Origin of the sequence: Lentzea sp. DG1S-22, assembly GCF_036321065.1 — a bacterium.
Taxonomy (GTDB): domain Bacteria; phylum Actinomycetota; class Actinomycetes; order Mycobacteriales; family Pseudonocardiaceae; genus Lentzea; species Lentzea jiangxiensis.
Genome location: NZ_CP143276.1, coordinates 7063090 through 7083934 on the forward strand (window position 1 = coordinate 7063090; position 20845 = coordinate 7083934).

At 70.3% G+C, this 20845-nt stretch carries 15 protein-coding genes; 7 read left to right on the forward strand and 8 right to left on the reverse strand.

The features are described from left to right. Positions 1-52 precede the first annotated feature (52 nt). Positions 53-1024 (reverse strand): HAMP domain-containing sensor histidine kinase, encoded by a 972-nt coding sequence (locus V1227_RS33520; RefSeq protein ID WP_236222173.1) that lies wholly within the window; start codon positions 1022-1024, stop codon positions 53-55. A gap of 23 nt (positions 1025-1047) precedes the next feature. After that, positions 1048-1737, reverse strand: coding sequence for a response regulator transcription factor (locus V1227_RS33525; RefSeq protein WP_329789231.1), 690 nt, complete (start codon positions 1735-1737; stop codon positions 1048-1050). A gap of 83 nt (positions 1738-1820) precedes the next feature. Between V1227_RS33525 and recD2 the strand changes: the two genes are divergently transcribed. The 4 genes from recD2 (at position 1821) to V1227_RS33545 (ending at position 7887) form a co-directional block, all read left to right on the forward strand. Continuing rightward, positions 1821-3992, forward strand: a complete 2172-nt coding sequence (gene recD2, locus V1227_RS33530) for an SF1B family DNA helicase RecD2 (protein ID WP_329789232.1) — start codon at positions 1821-1823, stop codon at positions 3990-3992. 347 nt (positions 3993-4339) lie between these two features. Beyond that, complete coding sequence (locus tag V1227_RS33535; RefSeq protein WP_329789233.1) at positions 4340-5620, forward strand: M14 family zinc carboxypeptidase; 1281 nt, start codon at positions 4340-4342, stop codon at positions 5618-5620. A gap of 14 nt (positions 5621-5634) precedes the next feature. Next, positions 5635-6714 (forward strand): serine hydrolase domain-containing protein, encoded by a 1080-nt coding sequence (locus V1227_RS33540; protein ID WP_329789234.1) that lies wholly within the window; start codon positions 5635-5637, stop codon positions 6712-6714. 81 nt (positions 6715-6795) lie between these two features. Continuing rightward, positions 6796-7887: a serine hydrolase domain-containing protein gene (locus V1227_RS33545; RefSeq protein WP_329789235.1), complete on the forward strand. Its 1092-nt coding sequence runs from the start codon at positions 6796-6798 to the stop codon at positions 7885-7887. Positions 7888-7961: 74 nt separating this feature from the next. On the opposite strand, the gene V1227_RS33550 is transcribed toward V1227_RS33545, so the two are convergent. Together V1227_RS33550 and V1227_RS33555 are read right to left on the reverse strand one after the other, a co-directional pair. Next, positions 7962-9578 carry a glycosyl hydrolase family 18 protein gene (locus tag V1227_RS33550; protein WP_329789236.1) on the reverse strand — a complete coding sequence of 539 codons (1617 nt, stop codon included), beginning with the start codon at positions 9576-9578 and terminating at the stop codon, positions 7962-7964. A gap of 395 nt (positions 9579-9973) precedes the next feature. Further along, positions 9974-12382: an ATP-binding protein gene (locus V1227_RS33555; RefSeq protein WP_329789237.1), complete on the reverse strand. Its 2409-nt coding sequence runs from the start codon at positions 12380-12382 to the stop codon at positions 9974-9976. A 204-nt stretch (positions 12383-12586) separates the two neighbouring features. Here V1227_RS33555 and V1227_RS33560 point away from each other — a divergent pair, with 204 nt between their 5' ends. Then, complete coding sequence (locus V1227_RS33560) at positions 12587-13300, forward strand: response regulator transcription factor (RefSeq protein ID WP_329789238.1); 714 nt, start codon at positions 12587-12589, stop codon at positions 13298-13300. 146 nt (positions 13301-13446) lie between these two features. Then, positions 13447-14307, forward strand: coding sequence for a DNA-3-methyladenine glycosylase family protein (locus tag V1227_RS33565; RefSeq protein ID WP_329789239.1), 861 nt, complete (start codon positions 13447-13449; stop codon positions 14305-14307). A 464-nt stretch (positions 14308-14771) separates the two neighbouring features. Here V1227_RS33565 and V1227_RS33570 read toward each other — a convergent pair whose 3' ends face one another. Together V1227_RS33570 and V1227_RS33575 are read right to left on the reverse strand one after the other, a co-directional pair. After that, positions 14772-15653, reverse strand: coding sequence for a serine/threonine-protein kinase (locus V1227_RS33570; RefSeq protein ID WP_329789240.1), 882 nt, complete (start codon positions 15651-15653; stop codon positions 14772-14774). 109 nt (positions 15654-15762) lie between these two features. Further along, a complete protein-coding gene (locus tag V1227_RS33575) occupies positions 15763-17145 on the reverse strand; it encodes an N-6 DNA methylase (RefSeq protein ID WP_329789241.1) in 1383 nt (460 codons plus the stop codon). A gap of 52 nt (positions 17146-17197) precedes the next feature. Between V1227_RS33575 and V1227_RS33580 the strand changes: the two genes are divergently transcribed. Then, positions 17198-17893, forward strand: a complete 696-nt coding sequence (locus V1227_RS33580; RefSeq protein WP_329789242.1) for a PP2C family protein-serine/threonine phosphatase — start codon at positions 17198-17200, stop codon at positions 17891-17893. Positions 17894-17947: 54 nt separating this feature from the next. On the opposite strand, the gene V1227_RS33585 is transcribed toward V1227_RS33580, so the two are convergent. Together V1227_RS33585 and V1227_RS33590 are read right to left on the reverse strand one after the other, a co-directional pair. After that, positions 17948-19723, reverse strand: a complete 1776-nt coding sequence (locus V1227_RS33585) for an alpha/beta hydrolase (RefSeq protein ID WP_329789243.1) — start codon at positions 19721-19723, stop codon at positions 17948-17950. Positions 19724-19899: 176 nt separating this feature from the next. Next, on the reverse strand, positions 19900-20790 hold the full coding sequence (locus tag V1227_RS33590) for a helix-turn-helix transcriptional regulator (RefSeq protein ID WP_236216704.1): 891 nt from the start codon (positions 20788-20790) through the stop codon (positions 19900-19902). Positions 20791-20845: the final 55 nt, after the last annotated feature.

The following is a 20845-nucleotide window of genomic DNA, read 5'->3' on the forward strand; positions in this document are numbered from 1 at the left end:
CACCGCCACACCAACCAGGCGGTGGCGATCGAAGTAGGTCGTCAGGTAGAGCTCAGCGGGGCAGGGTCACCCGGATGCACGACCCGGGGTCGACCACGGCGATCGTGCCGCCGTGCAGGTCCACCACCCACCGGGCGATGGCGAGACCGAGCCCGGTCCCGCCACCGCCCGCCCTCTCCCCGCGGGTGAACCGCTCGAAGATCCGCGAACGGTCGGCCAGGGCGATCCCCGGTCCCTCGTCGCGCACCTCCAGCACCACGGAACCCGCGCTCGCGTACCCGGACACGGACACCTTCCCCCCGGTGGGTCCGTGCCGGGCCGCGTTGTCCACGAGGTTCACCAGCACCTGGTGCAGGCGCTCCCCGTCGGCGAGCACGGTCAGGTCTCCCGCGACGTCGATCGAGAACGACGCCGCGGGTGCCGCCACGGCCGCCTCGGCCACCACGTCGGCGACCAGCGAGGACACCGACAGCTCCTCGCGGTTCAGCGAGAGGACGCCGGCGTCGATCTTCGACAGGTCGAGCAGTTCGGTGACCAGCCGTCCGAGCCGTTCGGTCTGCGCCAGGGCTGTCCTCATGGTCGCGGCGTCGGCGACCGCCACGCCGTCGACCACGTTCTCCAGCACGGCCTGCAGCGCCGAGATCGGCGTCCGCAGCTCGTGCGACACGTTCGCGATCAGCTCTCGTCGTTGCCGGTCGGCGGCGGCGAGGTCGGCGGCCATGACCGTGAACGCCTCCGCCAGCTGGCCCACCTCGTCCGACGACGTGGCGCGCACCGAGCGCGTGTAGTCGCCGGACGCCATCGAGCGGGCCGCCGACGTCATCTCCCGCAACGGCGACGTCATGCCGTGCGCGAGCAGTTGCGACGTCAGCAGGCCCAGCCCCAGCGCGATCAGGGTGGTCCGCGGCGGCAGCCACCCCGTCACGTAGCGGAAGTACGCGAACGACACGCACCCCGACACCACGATCACGATCCCGAGCTTGAGCTTGATCGACCGCACCGAGTCGAGCGGGCGCGGCAGCATGTCGAGCCAGCCCAGGACCGTCTTCACGGAGACACCTCCTGGCGGGGGACCTCCAGCGCGTACCCCACCCCGTGCACGGTCCTGATCAGGTCGGCGCCGAGCTTGCGCCGCAGCGCCTTCACGTGGCTGTCGACCGTCCGCGACGACGCCCCCTCGTGCCACCCGCACGCCTCCGCCAGCAGGCGTTCCCGCGCCTGCACGGCGGAGGGGCGTTCCGCGAGGAACACCAGCAGGTCGTACTCGGTGGGCGTCAGGTGCGCCTCGACGCCCGCGCGGCGCACCCGGCGGGCGGCGAGGTCGATCACCAGGTCCCCGAGCTCCAGCGACCGCGACGACACCGCCCGCGACACGCGCCGCAGCAGCACGTGCACGCGCGCCGCCAGCTCGCGCATCGAGAACGGCTTCGTCAGGTAGTCGTCGGCCCCCACGGCGAGCCCGACCAGCAGGTCGGTCTCGTCCCCCCGCGCGGTCAGCATCAGCACCGGCACCGACCGCGACGCCTGGATCCGCCGGCACACCTCGAGCCCGTCGAACCCCGGCAGCATCACGTCCAGAACCACCAGGTCGGGCAGGAACGACGCCGCCTGCGCGACCCCCGACGGCCCGTCGTGGGCCACCGACACCGCGAACCCCTCCGCCCGCAGCCGCGCGGCCACGGACTCGGCGATCGTGATGTCGTCCTCCACGACGAGCACCCGGCGCTGACCTGTCATGGCGGCGACTCTATGGGCATGTCGTGGAGGACACCGGGACGAGTTGTGAAGATCGTGTGCAGACCTGCGGGTAGGTTCGGGGCATGAACGTCCTCGAAGCGGTCCTGGAGAGGATCACCTACGCCAACGAGGACAACGGCTACACCGTCGCCAAGGTCGACACCGGCAGAGGTGACCTGGTCACGGTCGTCGGCGCGCTGCTCGGCGCCCAGCCCGGCGAGTCGATCCGCATGCGCGGCCACTGGGGTTCGCACCCGCAGTACGGCAAGCAGTTCCACGTCGACGACTACACGACCGTCCTGCCCGCGACGATCCAGGGCATCCGCCGCTACCTCGGCTCCGGCCTGATCAAGGGCATCGGCCCGGTGCTCGCGGACAGGATCGTCACGCACTTCGGCGTCGACGCCCTCGACGTCATCGAGCACACGCCCGAGCGGCTGGTCGAGGTCCCGAAGCTCGGCCCGAAGCGCACCAAGCTCATCGCGGACGCCTGGGAGGAGCAGAAGGCCATCAAGGAGGTCATGGTCTTCCTGCAGGGCGTCGGCGTCTCCACCAGCCTCGCCGTCCGCGTCTACAAGCAGTACGCGGACAAGGCCATCGAGGTGGTGAGGGAGGAGCCGTACCGGCTGGCGAGCGACGTCTGGGGCATCGGCTTCAAGACCGCCGACGTCATCGCGAAGGCCGTCGGCATCCCGCACGACAGCCCTCAGCGCGTGAAGGCCGGCCTGCAGTTCACGCTGTCCGAGGCCACCACCGACGGCAACTGCTACCTGCCGGAACAGGCGCTGATCGCCGAGGCGATCAAGATCCTCCAGGTCGACACGGGCCTCGTCATCGACTGCCTCGCGGAGCTCGTCGAGGAGGAGGGCGTCGTCCGCGAGGAGCTGCCGGACGACGAGATCGCGATCTACCTGGTCCCGTTCCACCGCGCCGAGATCTCGATGGCCGCGCAGCTCAAGCGCCTGCTGCACGCCGACACCGACCGCATGCCGAGCTTCGCCTCCGTCGACTGGGACAAGGCGTTCGCGTGGCTCGGCACCGAGCTCGAACAGCACCAGGCCGAGGCGGTCAAACTGGCCCTCACGCAGAAGGTCGCGGTGCTGACCGGCGGCCCCGGCTGCGGCAAGAGCTTCACCGTGCGCTCGATCGTCCGCCTCGCCCAGGCCAAGCGCGCCAAGATCGTCCTCGCCGCGCCGACCGGGCGTGCCGCGAAGCGCCTCACCGAGCTGACCGGCCACGAGGCGCGCACGGTCCACCGGTTGCTGGAGCTCAGGCCCGGCGGCGACGCGGCCTACGACCGCGACCACCCGCTCGACGCGGACCTCGTGGTCGTCGACGAGGCCTCGATGCTCGACCTGCTGCTGGCCAACAAGCTCGTGAAGGCCGTCCCGCCGGGTGCCCACCTGCTGCTCGTCGGCGACGTCGACCAGCTGCCGAGCGTCGGGGCGGGCGAGGTGCTCCGCGACGTGCTGGCGCAGGGCAGCCCGATCCCGAACGTCCGGCTCACGCACATCTTCCGGCAGGCCCAGGAGTCCGGCGTCGTCACGAACGCCCACCGCATCAACAGCGGCGACTACCCGATCGTGCAGGGGATGCCCGACTTCTTCCTCTTCAGCACCGACGAGGCCGAGGACGCGGCGGCGCTGACCGTGGACGTCGTCGCGAACCGCATCCCGCGCAAGTTCCGCCTGGATCCGCGCAAGGACATCCAGGTCCTCGCGCCGATGCACCGCGGCCCGGCCGGCGCCGGCGCGCTCAACACGGTGCTGCAGGAAGCCCTCACGCCGTCGCGCGACAACCTGCCCGAGAAGCGCTTCGGCGGCAGGGTGTTCAAGCTCGGCGACAAGGTCACCCAGATCCGCAACAACTACGACAAGGGCCGCAACGGCGTCTTCAACGGCACTCTCGGCGTCGTCATCGGCCTGGACACCGTCGAGCAGAAGCTGACCATCCGCACCGACGAGGACGAAGAGGTCGACTACGAGTTCTCCGAGCTCGACGAGCTCAGCCACGCCTACGCGATGACCATCCACCGCTCCCAGGGCAGCGAGTACCCGTGCGTGGTCATCCCGATCACGACCAGCGCGTGGATGATGCTGCAGCGCAACCTGCTCTACACCGCCGTCACGCGGGCGAAGAAGCTCGTCGTGCTCGTGGGCAGCAAGCGGGCCATCGGCCAGGCCGTGCGCACGGTGGGGGCGGGCCGCCGCCACACGGCGCTGGCCCACCGCCTGAGGACCGCGCAGGCGCTCTGAGTTTCGTCAGTCGACGCTGCGCACGATGGTCGGTTCCAGTCCCTCGTCGTCGTCGGTGAGAGAGCCGCGCCAGGGGAAGGAGATCTCGGCGACACCGTCGTCGTAGAGGTGGTCCATGGCATGCTCTCCCGCTTCTTCCCGAGACTGGTCGTGGGCGAACCTCGCTGTCCGTCGAGTCGGTTTCGGCTTCACTGCGCAATAACCGCTGCGGTGCTGAGCCTGATGTTATTGATTTTCGTCACATCGCGCCAAATGGCGCCTTTCGGCGTCCCAAGCACCGGACGGTAATCATCCGGTCGGTCGAACGGAGTGGCGGCGATCGGCCGAACGGCCCATGATCGTCGACCATGCGGACCGCCGTCGCCCTGATCGCCTGCCTGGCCCTCCTCCTGAGCCCCGCACCGGCTCCCGCGGACGGTCCACAAGCGACGTACGTGCTGCGTGTGCCCGCCCCGCTGGGGGACTCCGCGCAGCGCCTGCTGGGGCTCGGTTACGACGTGCTGGAGCAGCGCGACGGCGACGACCTGTTCGTCGCGGGCGACCGGAACACCGCGGACGAGCTCCGCGCGGACGGCTACCGGCCGGCTGTCGAGAGGGTCCTGCCCCCGTCCCGACGAGCGCCGCGCTCTGTCGGAGACGCGACCTATTACGGCGGCTATCGGACCATCACGGCACACCTGGCCCATCTCGACCAGGTCTCGGCCGCGCACCCCGAGCTCGCGACGGTCGTCGACTACGGCGATTCCTGGCGCAAGACGCAGGGAAGCGGTGGTCACGACCTGAAAGCCATCTGCATCACCAGGAAGAAGCCCGGCGACTGCGAGTTGACGCCGACCGCCCCCAAGCCGCGCCTGTTCGTGATGGGCCAGCTCCACGCCCGCGAGATCACCACCGGCGACATGGCGTGGCGGTTCATCGACGACCTGGTCGCATCGGCCGATCTCGCCGCGCTGCTCGACGAGCTGGAGGTCTGGGTCGTCCCGATCGCCAACCCGGACGGCGTCGACATCGTCGAGTCCGGCGGCGACACCCCGGTGCTGCAGCGCAAGAACGCCAACGGCACCTGCACCTCCGGCCCGCGCGGCGTCGACCTCAACCGCAACGCGGGCTCGCACTGGGGCGAGGCAGGCTCGTCCGCGAACCAGTGCAGCGAGGTCCACCGCGGCACGCGCGCCGACTCCGAGGTGGAGGTGCAGGCGCTGGAGTCGTTGTGGCGCAAGCTCTACCGCGACACGCGCGCACCCGGCGACACCGCGGCCGCCACGCAGGACACCACCGGTGCCGTGATCTCCATGCACAGCTACGGCGACTACGTGCTGTTCCCGTGGGGCTGGAGCACGCAGAAGACCGGCAACGACGCCGCGTTGCGCAAGATGGCGCAGGACATGGCCGCCGTGTCGGGTTTCCGCGCCGGCCAGCCGGGAGAACTCCTCTACAACGCCTCCGGCGCCACGGACGACTGGGTGTACGACGACCTGGGCGTGCCGAGCTTCGTGTGGGAGATCGGCGCGAGCTCCGGCCGGTGCGGGGGCTTCCTGCCGCCGTTCTCGTGCCAGCAGGACGTGCACTGGCCGAAAGTGCGTCCCATGCTCGTTTCGGCCATGAAGGCAGCAAAGCGCCCGTATTGAGGCGTTGGGGAGGCATGGGGACACGATCACTGGCCATCGCCACCGCCTGCACGCTGCTCTTCACCGGCACCGCCGCCGCCGACACCCCGAGGATCGACCGCGGGATCGTCCAGGAGGGGCTGGACGAGATCGTCCGCACCGCCGCGCAGGGCGTCCAGCTGCGCGTGACGGACGGCCGGACCCGCTTCACCGCGCGGTCCGGCACCGCGGGGCTCCGCGACCCGCGTCCGGTCCCGGCGAACGGGCGGTTCCGCGCGGGCAGCACCACCAAGTCGTTCACCTCCGCCGTCGTGCTCCAGCTCGCCGGGGAGGGCGAGGTCGACCTGGACGCGCCCGTCACCCGTCACCTGCCGGGCCTCGTCGACGACCGGATCACCGTGCGCCAGCTGCTGCAGCACACGAGCGGGCTGTTCAACTACACGGACGCCCTCGACTTCGACCCCCCGGGCTTCGAGCCGATCCGGTACCGGCACTGGGAGCCCGAGGAGCTCGTCGCGCTGGCCACGAGCCGTCCGCTGGAGTCCGAACCCGGCACGAGGTGGCGGTACAGCAACACCGGCTACGTCGTCCTCGGCCTGCTGATCGAGAAGATCACCGGTCAGGACTACGCGGAGGCCGTCTCGCAGCGCGTCCTGAGGCCGTTGCGCCTCGGCGACACGACGTTCCCCGGCGACAGCCCGGACATCCACGGCCCCCACGCCCGCTCGTACGGCCTGGTCGACGGACGGCCGGCCGACACGACCCGGTGGAACACCACGGTCTTCTGGGCCGCCGGTGACGTCGTCTCGACCACGAAGGACCTCGACACCTTCTACAACGCCCTGCTGGGCGGTGTCCTCCTCGAGCCCGAGCAGCAGCGCGAGCTGACGCGGACCACGGCCGTGAGCCCCGGCTACGGCCTCGGACTGTTCCTCGACAAGGCCTCGTGCGGCGCGACGATCATCGGCCACACCGGCAGCGTGCCGGGCTTCTCGAGCTACGCCTACTCGAGCCCGGACCGGAAGGTCCGCGCGGAGTTCTCCGGCACCACGGGCCTGGGCACCGGCGACCCGACCGAGGCCTACTTCCGCGTGCTCGACGAGATCTTCTGTTGATCAGGGCACCAGGGCAAACCCTGAGACGCCGCGCGACCTGAGGAGGATGCGGGGACCCGCCGTTCCCGGCAGGGTGGGGGCATGGGGATTCGACTGGTAGCAACGGTTACCGCAACGAGCCTGCTGGCCCTGACCACCGCGGGGGTCGCTTCGGCGGACACCACGGGCACCGACCGCGAGGTCGTCCAGCAGGCCCTGGACCAGATCGCCCAGGGCGGGGGAGCCCTCGGCGTGCAGGCGCGCGTGACGAACGGGCGGCAGCACTTCACCGCCCGTGCGGGCAAGGCCGAGCTCGGCAGCGACAAGCCGGTTCCGCTCGACGGCCGGTTCCGGGTCGGCAGCATCACCAAGACGTTCGTCTCGACCGTGCTGCTGCAGCTCGCGGGCGAGGGCAGGGTCGACCTGGACGCACCGGTCGTGCGCTACCTGCCGGGCCTGGTCGACGGGCGCATCACCGTCCGGCAGGTCCTGCAGCACACGAGCGGCCTCTACAACTACACGGAGGCGTTGCCGCTCAGCCCGGACGAGTTCGAGAAGATCCGCTACAAGCACTGGTCGCCGCAGGAGCTGCTCGCGATCGCCACGGCCAAGCCGCTCGACTTCGAGCCGGGCACGAAGTGGAACTACTCCAACACCAACTACGTCGTCGCGGGCCTGCTCGTCGAGGAGCTGACGGGCAAGCCTTACGAGAAGGCGGTCGAACAGCGGATCATCAAGCCGTTGCGCCTCGGCGACACCGAGGTCCCGGGCGACAGGCCGACCATCAAGGGCCCGCACGCGCACGGCTACTGGACGGCGAACGGCAAGCCGTCCGACATCACCCGCATCAACCCGTCCGTTGCGTGGGCGGCCGGTGAGATGATCTCGACGACCCGCGACCTGGACACGTTCATCGTCGCGCTGTCGAGCGGGAAGCTGCTCAAGCCGGCGCAGCAGCAGGAGATCGCCAAGACCACCGAGGTCAGCCCGAACTACGGTCTCGGCCTGGTCGTGCAGACCGCGCCGTGCGGCACGAAGGTCTGGGGCCACGGTGGCGGCATCCCCGGCTACTCGACGGAGCTGCTGTCGACGCCGGACACCAAGAAGCGCCTGGAGCTCTCGGCCACGAGCACGCCGACCCCGGGCGATCCCGGTGACGCGTTCGGCAAGATCCTGAACGAGGTGTTCTGCTGATTTCCGGGCGAACGAAAGGGGAGCTGGGCTGACCAGCTCCCCTCCCGGCGTTCATGAAGGACGACCCGGGTGGACTACCCGAGGGCGTTCTTCATCGCGGTGATCAACTCTCCGTTCGCGGTGTCACCCGTGAGCTCCCAGAAGAACGCGCCGCCGAGACCCTGGCTGCGTGCCCACTGGATCTTGCTGGTGATCGTCTGCGGGGTGTCGTAGCTCCACCACTGGCCGTTGCAGAACGCGTAGGCCGTGCCGGCGATGGTGCCGGTGGCGGGGCACTTCGTCTTCAGGACCTTGTAGTCCTCGATGCCCTGCTCGAACGTGCCGGGAGCGGGACCCGTCGCGGTACCGCCGGGGGCGGCCTGCGTGACGCCCGTCCAGCCGCGGCCGTAGAAGCCGATGCCGAGCAGGAGCTTGCTCGCCGGAACGCCCTTGCCGCGCAGCTTCGAGATCGCGGCCTCGGAGTTGAAGCCGGCGGTCGGGATGCCGGGGTACGACGTGAGCGGGGAGTGCGGAGCCGTCGGGCCCTGAGCCGCCCACGCACCGAAGTAGTCGTACGTCATGACGTTGTACCAGTCGAGGTACTGCGACGCGCCGCCGTAGTCGGCCGCGTCGATCTTGCCGCCGGCGGAGCCGTCAGCGGTGATCGCAGCGGTGACGAGGAAGTTCTGGCCGAACTTGGTGCGCAGCGCCTGCGCCATGTTCTTGAACGCCGCCGGGCCGCTCGTGTCGCACGACAGGCCACACGCGTTCGGGTACTCCCAGTCGATGTCGATGCCGTCGAACAGACCGGCCCACCGCGGGTCCTTGAGCAGGTTGTAGCAGGAGTCGACGAACGCGGGCAGGTTCCGCGACGCCTCTCCGAAGCCGCCGGACCAGGTCCAGCCACCGAACGAGTACAGCACCTTGATGTGCGGGTACTTCTTCTTCAGCTTGAGCAGCTGGTTGAAGTTGCCGCGCACCGGCGCGTCCCACGTGTCCGCGACGCCGTCGACGCTCTCCGCCGCGGTCATCGCCTTCTCGATCGCGGGGAAGGCCTCACCGATGGTGCACTTGCCGCCGGTCACGTTGCCGAACGAGTAGTTGATGTGCGTGAGCTTCGACGCCGAACCCGAGGTGTCGATGTTCTTCACCTGGTAGTTGCGCGCCGGGTACACACCCCACTCGGCGAAGTAGCCCAGGTTGATCTTCCCGGGAGGCGGCGGCGGACCGGTGGTGGTCGTCGTCGTGGTCGTCGTGGTGGTGGTGGTCGTCGACGTCGTGGTCGTGGTGGTCGGGTTGGTCCCGCCCGCCTCGCACGAGCCGCCGTTGAGCTTGCAGTTGGTCGGCGCACCGAACGTGCCGGTGTACGAGCCGTTGAAGCCGAAGCTCACCGACCCGCCGACACCGATGTTGCCGTTCCAGGTGTTCTTGACCGTGACGGTCTGACCGCTCGTCGTGTAGGAGCCGTCCCACAGCGAGGTGACGCGGTGGTTCGCCGGGAGCGTGAACTCGACGGTCCACGACGTCAGGGCCGCCGAGCTGTTGTTCGTGATCGTGTACTTGCCCTCGAAGCCCGTTCCCCAGTCCGAACCCTTGGAGAACGTGGCGGAAACGCCACCGGCGCCGCTAGCAGCGGGCACGACGACGATTCCGAGGACCATCGCGGCGACTGCCGCGAAGAGAGCAGCTAGATGCCATCGGAACTTGGACATCGGTCTCCTCAGTCGCAGGGGGTACCGGAACGATGTGGTTTAGACCACTCGAAGGTCAAGGTCTAGACCTCTTCCGTCACTCGAACGGAGCAGTCCGAAAACGGTTCCGAGGTGCTGGTTGACCGATTTCTGTCCGGTGGGCGAACGCGCGGTGGGCCCACGAGACGGAGCCCTCGATCTCGTTCAAGACCAAAGCTTTCCCACGGCCGAGTTCGCACCATCGGGTCAAACCCAGGCCGCTGCGCAGGCTGGGCTCGGCCCCGCGCAGTGCCTCGCGGTCGAGGACTCCGGCGCCTCCGCCGCCCTCGACGCGCTCGGGCCGGCCGCCTGCCAGGCCGCCGACCCGCGAGCCGCCGCCCATGCGATGTTCCGGCTGTGGGGCGACGTCTACGCGCTCAGCCGATAGCCCGTTCCGCGCCCCAGGCGGCGATGTCCTCCCGGCTGCGCAGGCCGAGCTTGTCCCGCAGGCGGTGCAGCCGCGACGCGACCGTCCGCAGCGACACGTTCAGCCGGTTCGCGATCTGCTGGTTCGTCAGCCCTGTCGCGAGCAGCGCGATCACGCGCCGTTCGTGGTCGTCCAGCGCGTCGAACGCCGCCTCCGTGCGGTCCAGCCACACCTCGTCGTGGATGAACGCCTCGGTTTCGGCAGCGGTCAACGGCGTGGCAGCGGCGTCTGCGCGCGCAACGGGCAGCATCAGCCGTGCGGTGCGCATCGCGCCGGCGACCTTCTCCCTCCAGAACGGGTTCGGCACCACGCCGACGGACCGGCGCATGGCCCGTCCGGTGGCTTCCAGCCGTAGCGCGCGCTCGGCCTGACCCCGCGTCACGGCGACCACGGCCAGGCCCTCCAGGGCGTCCGGTGCGGTCAGCGGGTTGAGGCCGTCCATCCGCAACGCCTCCTGGAACGCGTGCGTGGCCTCGTCGAGCTCGTCCTGCACCAACGCGACCGCGCCGCGTGTGTTCAGAGCGGAGGCGATGCGCGCGGGAACGCCCGACGTGCGCGAGATGGGCAACGCCTTCATGACGTTCTTCTCGGCTCGTTCGTGCTTGCCCAGCGACAACGCCGTGCGCGCGAGGTCGACCAAGCACGCCGCACGGGCGAGAGGCTCGCCCAGGAGCTCCGCGACACGCAGGCACTCGGTGCCGTTCTGGTCCGACGCCTCCCACTCGCCGGACGACTGCTGCACCGCCGCCAGCGTGCTGCGGCAGCTCATCACCAGCGCCGGCAGCCCGCTGGCCGCCGCCAGGCGCAGGGCCTCGCGGGACAGGCCGGCGGCCTCGTCGTGATCGCCCTGCTCGGCCGCGAACCGGGCCGCGTGGCTCAGAGCCACGCACCGGTAGTCGTCGCGGGGGGACGGTCGCCGCAACGCGTCGCGCAGCATCACCCGCGCCTGGCCGAGCCGTCCGCGCCGCGCCGCGCAGTCGGCCAGCGCGGAGGTGAGGAGCAGCAACCGTTCGTCGCCGCGGCCGGCCGCCCACTCGACCGTGCCGAGCAGGCTGTCGACGTGGTTGTCGAGCTTGTGCTGCACCTGCGCGGGCACCGACAGCGGCGAGGTGATCAGCACGTCCGAGAGGTCCGTGAACCACCGGGCGAGCGCCTCGTAGGCGATGTCGGCCTCGCCCGCGGCCAGCAGCTTCTCCCTGGCGTGCAGGCGGACGGTCTCCAGCTGCCGGAACCGGGTCGTGCCGGGGGTGGCCGCCAGCAACGACTTCGCCTGCAGCCGCGACAGCACGTCGAGCACCGGTTCCGCCGACCGTTCCGACGAGCACACCTCGGTGGCCGCCGCCAGGTCGAAGCCGCCGTCGAACACGCTCAGCCTGCGCAGCGCGAACTGCTCGTCCGGGCGCAGCAGCCGGTAGCTCCAGTCGATGGCCTCGCGCAGCGAGCTCTGGCGCGACGGCGACTTCCGGCAGCCGAGCGTCAGCAGTTCGAGCGGCTCGTCCATGCGGTCGCAGATGTCCGTGACCGGCAGCAGCTGCACCCACCGCGCCGCGAGCTCGATGGCGAGCGGCATGCCCTCCAGCCGTGCGCACAGCAACGCGACCGCGGCGGTGTTCCCGGCCGTCAGCCGGAAGTCGGGCTTGCGCTCGCGGGCCCTGTCCACGAACAGCTTCACCGCCTCCGACCGCGGCGCCGCCGTCGTGACCAGGTCCCGGTCCGTCGAGGGCACCGGCAGCCCCTCGACGTGGAAGCTGACCTCCCCGGTGATCCACAGCGCCTCGCGGGACGTCGCCAGCACCCGCACGCCGGGGCAGCGGCTCAGCAGCATGTCGGTGAGCTCGGCGCACGTGTCGAGGAGGTGCTCGCAGTTGTCGAGGACCACGACGGCCTTCATGTTCACGAGTGTCTCGACGACGGTGTCGCGCAACGGCTCGTCCGGCCGCTCGGCCACCTCCAGCGCCCTGGCGAGGGCGGGCAGGACGTCCGCCGGGGTGGTGACGGCGCCGAGCTCGACGAGCACGACCCTGTCGGTCCGGCCGCGCCGCAACCGGCCCGCGCTCTCCAGCGCGAGACGCGTCTTGCCCGCACCCGCACTGCCCACGAGCGTGACGAGACGATGCCGGCGCAACAGCTGGTCGAGCTTCGACAGCTCCTGCTGGCGGCCGACGAACGTGTCGCGCGCGGCGGGCAGGTTCGACAGCACGCGCAGGTTCTGCCTGGTCGCGGGCGCCGCCGCCGTCACGGTGACCCGGCGGCGGTACGCCCGTTGACGGCACGCGTTGGAGCAGTAGGACCTGCGTTGCTCGGAGGTGGCGGGAGGCAGCGCGCCGTCGCACGAAGCACAACGTCCGGTGCTGGTCATGAGTCCTTCTCCTCAAGCCGTAACGGCAGGCCGTCTCCGTCTCGTCCAAGCGTTCTCGCAGGTGGTGGGCGGTGGGCGTCGCCGTGCAACCCGTTACACCCGCGTGTGCGTGAGACGGTGCGCAACCTGGTCGTTATGCCTGCCTTCCCGTGGTGCTCGTTCGGGAACAAACTGGTGACTGGTCCGGTCTGACAGGGAGAGGTCATGGCGTTGACGACGAGCACCTCGTGGGCGAGCGGAGGTCTGCAGCTGGTGAACAAGCCGCGCACGATCACCGTCGGCATCGCCGACGACCAGGTCCTGGTCCGCACGGGAGTGCGCGGCGTGCTGGAGCGCTCCGGCGGCATCGTCGTCATCGGCGAGGCGGGCGACGGCTCCGGCGCCGTGGAGATGGTGCGCCGCCACCGCCCCCAGGTGCTGCTCATGGACGCCTCGATGCCCGGCATGGAAGGCCTCGCCGCCGTCCGCATGGTGCGCAGGAGCGTCCCCGGCACCCAGGTGGTCATGCTCTGCACGCCGCAGACCGAGGAGATGCTCTTCCCGGCCCTGCGCGCCGGCGCGGCGGGGTTCCTGTTCAAGAACGGCGAGGCCGACACCCTCGTGACCGCCGTGCGCGCCGTCGCCGCTGGCGAGGCGATCCTGTCGCCGTCCGCCACCCGAGCGCTGATCGACCACTTCACCGGCGCCGACTCGGAACGCCGCGACGCCGCGCGCAGCCGCATCAGCCTGCTCACACGACGCGAGCAGGAGGTGCTGGTGTACCTGGCGCAGGGCATGGCTAACGCGCGCATCGCAAGGCTCATGTACCTCTCGGAAGGGGCGATCAAGGCCCACGTCAGCCGACTGCTGACGAAACTCCGCTGCGACAACCGCGTCCAGGCCGCCCTCATCGCACGCGACGCCGCCCTTCCCTGCTGAAAACCGACGACAACTCCTGCAGCGGCGCACCAACCAGCCTAGCCACGGATTTTCCCGCCGCGAAGCGGGTCACCCGGTTGGCCCCGTCCGGAATGATGTCGCTTTCCCGCCAGCGTCTCGGTTGGAATGGCGTCATGCTTGGCGGTATGCGGTTGAACACGTTCTCGGAACGGTTGCATTTTCAATCACCTCTGTACCCCGACAACCTGTTCGGCCACCTCATCGCCACCGCCGTACCGGGAGTGGAGGAGTGGCGCGACGGCGTCTACCGCCGAACCCTGCGCCTTCCGCACGGATTCGGCATCGCGGCTTTGCGCCCGTTCCCGGACCACGTCGCCTGCACCCTGGAACTGTCCGACCCCCGCGATTCGAACACTGCTCTAGACCTTTGCCGCTTCCTTCTCGACCTCGACACCAATCCATTGACAGTGGATGCGGCTTTGTCCGAAGACCCCCTTTTGGCCCCGTTGGTTTCCGCCGCCCCTGGCCGCCGGGTCCCGCGCACGACCGACGGCGCCGAGTTCGCCATCCGGGCAGTCCTCGGCCAGCAGGTCTCGACGAAGGCGGCCCGAACCCACGCCGCCCGCCTGGTCGCCGCCCACGGCACCCCGGTGGGCGACCTGTACCTGTTCCCGCACTCCTTCGACCCGGCGACACTCGCCGTCCCGCAGTCGCGCCGCCGCACGATGGCGGCCCTGCTCGCCGCCCTCGACGAGGGCCTCGACCTGTCCGCTCACGCCGACCGCTCAGCAGCGCGTTCCTGGCTCTCGTCCCTGCCGGGGTTCGGTCCCTGGACGGTGGAGACGATCCTGATGCGCGCGCTGGGAGACCCGGACGCGTTCCTGCCGACGGATCTGGGGATCAGGGTGGCGGCGGAGGCTCTGGGACTGCCGACCACGCCCGCTGCTCTGGTGCGGCGGTCGGAGGTGTGGCGGCCTTGGCGGTCTTACGTCGTGCAGCACCTGTGGGCCACCGGGGACCACGAGGTGAACCGCATTCCGGCGTAGGTTGGTGGTTTGGTCGGCGGTGTGGTCGCGGCCGGCGTTGACAACTGTTGTGGCGCAACGGTTCGCTGATTGCTCGACGTTGATCGCTTTCGCAGCGCCCGCTTGTCGCAGCCGAACCTGATCGTGGCGTTCGGGCTGACTCCGGACCGCCTCCGCACACCGGTTGGCCGCGTCGCCGCCAAGTGGCGCTGCCTTCAGGCTGCGCTGCCGAGCCGCGCCGCCGCCTGGCTGCGTCACCACCAAGCGGCGCTGCCGCCAGATCGCGCTGCCGAGCCGTGCTGCCGAGCCGCGCCACCCGGCTGCGTCGCCCGTGCCCCATATGGCTGCCCTGCCCGGCGGCGTCGCCCGCGCCCCACCCGGCTGCCCCACCCGGCTGCGCCGCTCGGCCGCGTCGCCCGTGCCCCGCCAACGCCACCGACCGGCGCTCCCCCTCCGCCCCAACAGCCCTCCGGCACCGCGTCCCGCTACACCTCGCCGAACCGCCGCCCCCGCTGCACACTCGCGTACATCGCCACCGCCGACCCGTCCCCCACGAACCCGGGCAACGGCGGCGGATCCTGCGCAAACCCTTGCAGATCCTCGAAAACCTCGAGCGCCGTCGCCGGCCGGTCCCCGGGGTCCTTGGCCAGCAACCGTTGCAGCACCGGGTCGAGCGCACCCGCCACCCGCGGCGGCGCCTCCTTGACGTGCTTGTCGAACACCGCGTACGCCGTGGGGCCGGTGAAGAGCTGCTCGCCCGTCACCATCTCGTGCAGCACGCACCCCAAGGCGTACAGGTCGCTGCGCGGCTCGGCGACCCCGCGCTGGATCTGCTCCGGCGCCATGTACGACGGGGTGCCGAGGATCTGGCCGGCGCGGCTGAACGGTGCGACGTCGCTCTCGCGCAGCAGGGCGAGGCCGAAGTCGAGCACCTTCACGGCGCCGTCCGGGCACAGCATCAGGTTGGTGGGCTTGAGGTCGCGGTGGCAGATGCCGCGTTCGTGCGCGGCGGCGAGGACCGCGGCGGTCTGGGCGGCGATGTTCGCGGCCCACGCCTCGGGCAGCGGGCCGAACTCGCCGACGAGGTCGGCGACCGTCACGCCGTCGACGAACTGCATGACCTGGAACAGGCGCTGCTCGTACGTCCCGAAGTCGTGCAGGACCGGCACTCCGGGGTGCTCGAGCTTGGCGACGATCCTCGCTTCCCGCGCGAAGCGCTGGCGCACCTCGTCGTCGCTGCCCGGCAGCCGCAGCAGCTTGACCGCGACCCGCCGGTCCAGGCGCAGGTCCCGGCCCTTGTGGACGGAGCCCATGCCACCCCGCCCCAGCGGCAGGTCGTCGATCTCGTAGCGGTCGGCGATCAGCACGCCGGAAGCCTAACCGCCACGACCTGTTCGCTGGCCACGCGCGCTTCCTCGTACGCGAGACGACGGTAACAGCGTTTCAGGACATCTCGATCGGGTGATTCCGGCCTGCTCACGCCGGCCTGATCTGTCCGCTCAGCAGTCCATTGTAGCCCAAACGGACCAGGGTGGCGGCGTCTTCCACGCCGGCCTCCAGGGCCTTGAGCTGCGCGAACGCCTCGCCGTAGCGGCGTTGCTCCTCGAGCGGCAGCGACGGGACCTGTGTCCGGCGCACGTCGAGGCGGGTCGAGCCGGTGGGGGTGCGGGCGAACGCGGCGCGCAGGACGCCCTCCAGGAAGTCCGGGTCGACCTTGCGCGGGTTGATCTCGTACGTCGCGCCGGTCGGGGAGGTGACGACGTGCTCGCCGGGAGACGTGCGCACGAGTTCGCCGATCGTGGTCATGGGAACGGAGGCCGAGACGCGCAGCTCGGGAAGGGCGGGCAGTGCGAACGCCGGTTGCGCGGTGAGGTACGCGGACACGTCGGTGCCGCTGCGGCGCGACGGGCTCAGGTCGACGTCGTCGTCGAGCAGGTCGAGCACCCGCGTGTTCGGGTCGATCGGGCCGGGCGCTTCCAGCAGCGCGATGTGGTCGGGGGCGCGGCCCACCGGGTTGCGCAGCAGCCACAGGTCGCGGCCCGGCTGCACGGTCATCACGGCGCGCACGGCTCCGGCGCGCAGGAGGTTGCCGCGGATCCGCTTGCCCGGCCGGCGGGACGCCGCGGCCGAGGGCATCAGCACCGCGACGAGACCGCCGGGCTTGGCCAGCGACAGGCAGTGCTGCAACCACGCCAGCTCCGGCTCACCGCGCGGCGGCAGGCCGTACGTCCAGCGCGCGTCGCCCACCAGCTCCTCGTGGCCCCACGCCCGGTCGTGCCACGGCGGATCGCACACAACGGCATCGGCCTTCTCCCGGACCCCGTTGTGCCGCAACGAGTCCCCGGTGTGGATCTGCGCGGACGGCAGCCGGCGCCGCGCGATGACCGCCGACACGGGGTCGAGCTCCTGGCCGATCTTGGTCCGTGCCCCGGAGGCCTTCAGGAGACCCCCGGTGCCGCAGGCGGGGTCGATCACGGTGTCGCCGTCGGTCGTGGCGAGGACGACTTCGACGACCTCGGGTGGAGTCGGGTTCAGCAGCCGCGAGTGGGCCTCCAGGTAGCGCTCGTGCAGGAACTCGAAGGTCTCGTCGTCGCAGTCGACCGCCGCCAGTGCCTCGCCGAGCCGCAGGTCGTCAACGGTGCGCAGCTGCGTCCACAGGCGTTCGGCGGGGGAGACGCGGAACGGCTTGCCGTTGCGCCGCAGCCACGACTCCACGTCGCGCAGCAGGTACAACGGACTGGAGGCCGTCCCGCCCACCGGTGCCGGGAAGTCCTCGAACCGCCGCCGCCAGTTCGACACGGCCGCCCGCCCCACGTCGGCGAGGCGCGCTATGTCACCGGCGTTGACCGTCTCATCCATGTTCACAACCGTATTGCTTGTGAAGTCACTTCACAACTGATCTACTGGAGACATGACACACGAGCTGCGCATCGCCGTGGCGACCGATCCTGGGCTCGTTCGCGAGCACAACGAGGACTCGGTCTACGTCCGCCAGGACCTGCAGGCCGTGGCGGACGGCATGGGCGGCCACGAGCACGGCGAGGTGGCCAGCGCGCTCGCGGTGAACGTCCTCGCCGACTGGCAGGGTGACCTCGGCCCCGCGGTGGCGGAGATCGCGCGCAGGCTCGACGCCGAGACGCCCCAGGGCGCCGGCACCACGCTCACCGCGATGCGCTGGGAGGGCCTCGCCTTCCAGTTGGCGCACATCGGCGACTCCCGCGCGTACGTGCTCAGGGAAGGTGAACTGCGCCAGCTCTCCCACGACCACACGATGGTGCAGGCCCTGGTCGACGCCGGCCGCATGACGCCCGAGGAGGCGGCGAACCACCCGCGCCGCGCGTACGTCCTGAGAGCGCTGCAGTCCGGCAACTCCCACGAGCCGGACCTGTCGTGGCACCAGGCCAAGGTCGAGGACCGCTACCTGATCTGCAGCGACGGACTCACGGACTACGCGGACCTGGAGGAGGTCCACGACGTCCTGCTGTCCACTGAGGACGGAACGGAAGCCGCCTGGCGGCTGGTCGCGCTCGCCAACGGCAACGGCGGTCCGGACAACATCACCTGCGTGGTCGTCGACGTCGTCCGCAAGAAGTGGTGGCAGCGCTAGGAAGTGGAAGCGGTCCCCGGCACACCGTGCCGGGGACCGCAGCTTCGAGGGGTGTTACAGGTTGGCCGGCATGCCCGACTCGTCGGCCGCCGCCGTCGAGGAACCGCTCAGCAGGTCCTTGACGATCTTGTTGGCCTCCTTGACGGCCGGCGTGATCATCTTGATCTTCACCTTGCCGTTGGTGAGCTTGCCGCCGACGTCGAACGTCTTGTCCTCACCGGGAAGCGGGAGCGCCTGGCAGCCGGTGAACTGCTTGCGCGGGGTCGCACCGGTCTGGAAGTAGAAGACGATCGGGTCGTCGACGCAGTCCGTGTTGTACGGGAACAGGCCGTGCGTACCCTCGTTGTCGACGCTGATCAGCTTGGCGTTCGGCAGAGCCTTCGCCGTGGCCAGACCACCCTCGTACGCCGTGGCGGCGTCGAGCTCGGCCTGCGCCACGAGCAGACGCGGGAACGTCTTCTTGTCCGCCTTCGGCATCGAGTTCTTGGCCGGCCAGTAGGCGCACAGCGGCGTGGACATGAACGGCGCGATGAACGGCGCGTTCACGGTCAGGTCGGCCAGCCAGTAGTTCCAGTAGTGCAGGTTCTGGTTCCACTGACCGTCCTGGCAGCGGATCGCCTCGAACGTCGCGTCCCAGGTCTCGACCTCGGCGGCGGCGGTCGTGGACTTCACCGCGACGCGCTCCTTCTTGGCGATGGCGGCCAGCGCGTTGCCCTTGGCCTTGGCGATGAACGCCTTGTTCTCGTCGGTGAGGCCCGGCGTCGCGAGCATCTTCGAGACGATCTGCTCGACCTTCTCCGAGGCCGTGCCCTCGCTGCCGGCCGCGTCGATCACCGAGGCGACCGCGGACGCCGCCGCGTGGTACTGCGAGGTGTCGTACATCGCCGGGATCACGAACCACGCGACGAAGAGCTGCCCGACGAACTCGCGGGTGCCGCCGGCCTTCTCCCAGTTGCGGCGGATCTCCATCGGGTCGGTGCCCTGGCCGTACTTGGCGTCGTTGCGCGCCATGAACGGCAGCAGCGCCTCCTGGAACTGGCGGTCGCGGGTGCGCGGCTGCAGGTCCCAGGTGTTCTCGAGGGTCGACTGCGAGGCGTCGACGGCCGAGTCGAGCAGGAAGCGGTGCGCCTTGCTCGGGAACGTGGCGGCGTACCAGGTGCCGAGCCAGGTGCCGTAGGAGTAGCCGATGTAGCTCATCTTCTTCTCACCGAGCACGACGCGGATGAAGTCCATGTCGTAGGCGGTCTGCTCGGTGGTGATGAACTCGGTCAGCGGGTTCTCGAGGCAGCCGTCGACCTTCGCCTTGTTCAGCACGTTGACGTCGGTGCTGTTCGGCACGGTGTAGCTGCAGGTGAGCGGCGTGGACAGGCCGACACCGCGCGGGTCGAAGCCGATGAAGTCGTACTGGCCCGCGAGCACCGGGGTGCGCAGGGCCATGGCCGCGCCCCACGGCAGGCCGGAGCCGCCGGGACCGCCGGGGTTGACCAGCGCGATGCCCTGGCGGCTGGTGCCCTTGTGCGCGGTCTCGGTCTTGGAGACCCGGATGCCGATCGTGTTGCCGTCCGCCGGGTTGTGCCAGTCGCGCGGGACCTGGATGGTCGCGCAGGCGAGGCCCTTGACGGTCTTGAACTTCGCGACGGTCGCGGGGTCGACGCCGGGGAAGGTGCACTCCTCCCAGGTCACCTTCTGGGTGGCGAGCGCGCCCGCGAGCTTCTGCGTGTCCGGGTCCTGCTCGGCGGCGGCCGCGCCCGCGGCCGGCGTGAGCACGATGCTCGACGCGACCAGCGCCCCTGTGACCGCGGCGATGCCGCCTCTGACGAACTTCCTCACGGTGGATCCCTTCCTGCCCCCGCACGGCCGAGAGAGGCCGCGCTTGCAACAGAGGAGAAAGGGAAAAGCCGCCGTTTAACACTCCTGGGTGATGGCGGAAAGTCGCCATGTCCGAAAACTGTCACCGAAAGTGTTCGCAGAGTGATGAAGATCAGCGTCTCAATTGCTGAGGGTCACTAGAGCCAACCACGTCGTGACGCCTGCACCCCGAGCTGGAACCGGGTCTGGGCCCCCAGCAGCTGCTGCAGGCGGCTCACCCTGCGGTGCACCGTCCGGTCGCTCACGCCGAGCTCGCGCGCGATCGACTCGTCCGTCAGACCGGCGCTGAGCAGTGCCATCAACCGCCGGGTCGCGGTCGTCGGCTCCTGCTGGGTGTCCTCGCCGGTGCTCGGCGTGATCGACACGGCCATCCGCCAGAACGCCTCGAACAACTCGCTGAGCGCACTCAGTAGCACGGACGGGTGAATGAGCAGTGCCACGACGTTCCCGCCCTTGACCGTCGGCACCGCGATCAGCGCCCGGTCCGAGTCGGCGATGACGAGCTTGAGCGGCACCCCGGGGAACGTCCGCGCCTGCTCGCCCACGGCGATGCTCTCCTGCACCGACGCGAACCCCCGCTCGGTCTGCAGCAACGCCGACTCGTAGACGACCCGGTACGCGACGCCGCGGGCCAGCGCGGGCGGCTGCGCGGGACTCGCCTCGGGCTGCGGGCTGAGGTACGAGCCGGGGTCGAGCGCCCGGACCTCCGTCTTCGCCTGGCTCTGCATCTCCTCGAACGCGCTGATCACCTCGCCCGCGTCCTTGAGGACCTCGACGAAGTCGACCTCCTTCGCCCCGTGCTCGGCGTAGGCGGCGGCCAGGACCTCGGCGGTCTCCCGCGCCCTGGCGGCCGCGGCCTCGTGGCTCGACGCGATCGCGGCCAGCGCCGACCGCGGTGGGCGCACCTCGTTGTTCCTGACCAGACCGAGCCGTTCGAGCTCCGCGTGCGCGGCGCCGAGCCCCACGTCGGCTCCGCGCAACATCGCCAGGTACAACTGCTCGGCCTCCGGCGACAGCCCCTCGTGCACACGACTCCCCTCAGTGGTTCTGAACCGAAGGTACCTGGCCAGACAGGAGGAACAG

What these genes read in the sequence shown, in the direction of transcription:
- V1227_RS33520 (WP_236222173.1), bottom strand. Translation starts at nt 1,024, where the DNA reads ATGCTGCCGCGCCCGCTCGACTCGGTGCGGTCGATCAAGCTCAAGCTC.
- V1227_RS33525 (WP_329789231.1), bottom strand. Translation starts at nt 1,737, where the DNA reads ATGACAGGTCAGCGCCGGGTGCTCGTCGTGGAGGACGACATCACGATC.
- recD2 (WP_329789232.1), top strand. Translation starts at nt 1,821, where the DNA reads ATGAACGTCCTCGAAGCGGTCCTGGAGAGGATCACCTACGCCAACGAG.
- V1227_RS33535 (WP_329789233.1), top strand. Translation starts at nt 4,340, where the DNA reads ATGCGGACCGCCGTCGCCCTGATCGCCTGCCTGGCCCTCCTCCTGAGC.
- V1227_RS33540 (WP_329789234.1), top strand. Translation starts at nt 5,635, where the DNA reads ATGGGGACACGATCACTGGCCATCGCCACCGCCTGCACGCTGCTCTTC.
- V1227_RS33545 (WP_329789235.1), top strand. Translation starts at nt 6,796, where the DNA reads ATGGGGATTCGACTGGTAGCAACGGTTACCGCAACGAGCCTGCTGGCC.
- V1227_RS33550 (WP_329789236.1), bottom strand. Translation starts at nt 9,578, where the DNA reads ATGTCCAAGTTCCGATGGCATCTAGCTGCTCTCTTCGCGGCAGTCGCC.
- V1227_RS33555 (WP_329789237.1), bottom strand. Translation starts at nt 12,382, where the DNA reads ATGACCAGCACCGGACGTTGTGCTTCGTGCGACGGCGCGCTGCCTCCC.
- V1227_RS33560 (WP_329789238.1), top strand. Translation starts at nt 12,587, where the DNA reads ATGGCGTTGACGACGAGCACCTCGTGGGCGAGCGGAGGTCTGCAGCTG.
- V1227_RS33565 (WP_329789239.1), top strand. Translation starts at nt 13,447, where the DNA reads ATGCGGTTGAACACGTTCTCGGAACGGTTGCATTTTCAATCACCTCTG.
- V1227_RS33575 (WP_329789241.1), bottom strand. Translation starts at nt 17,145, where the DNA reads ATGGATGAGACGGTCAACGCCGGTGACATAGCGCGCCTCGCCGACGTG.
- V1227_RS33580 (WP_329789242.1), top strand. Translation starts at nt 17,198, where the DNA reads ATGACACACGAGCTGCGCATCGCCGTGGCGACCGATCCTGGGCTCGTT.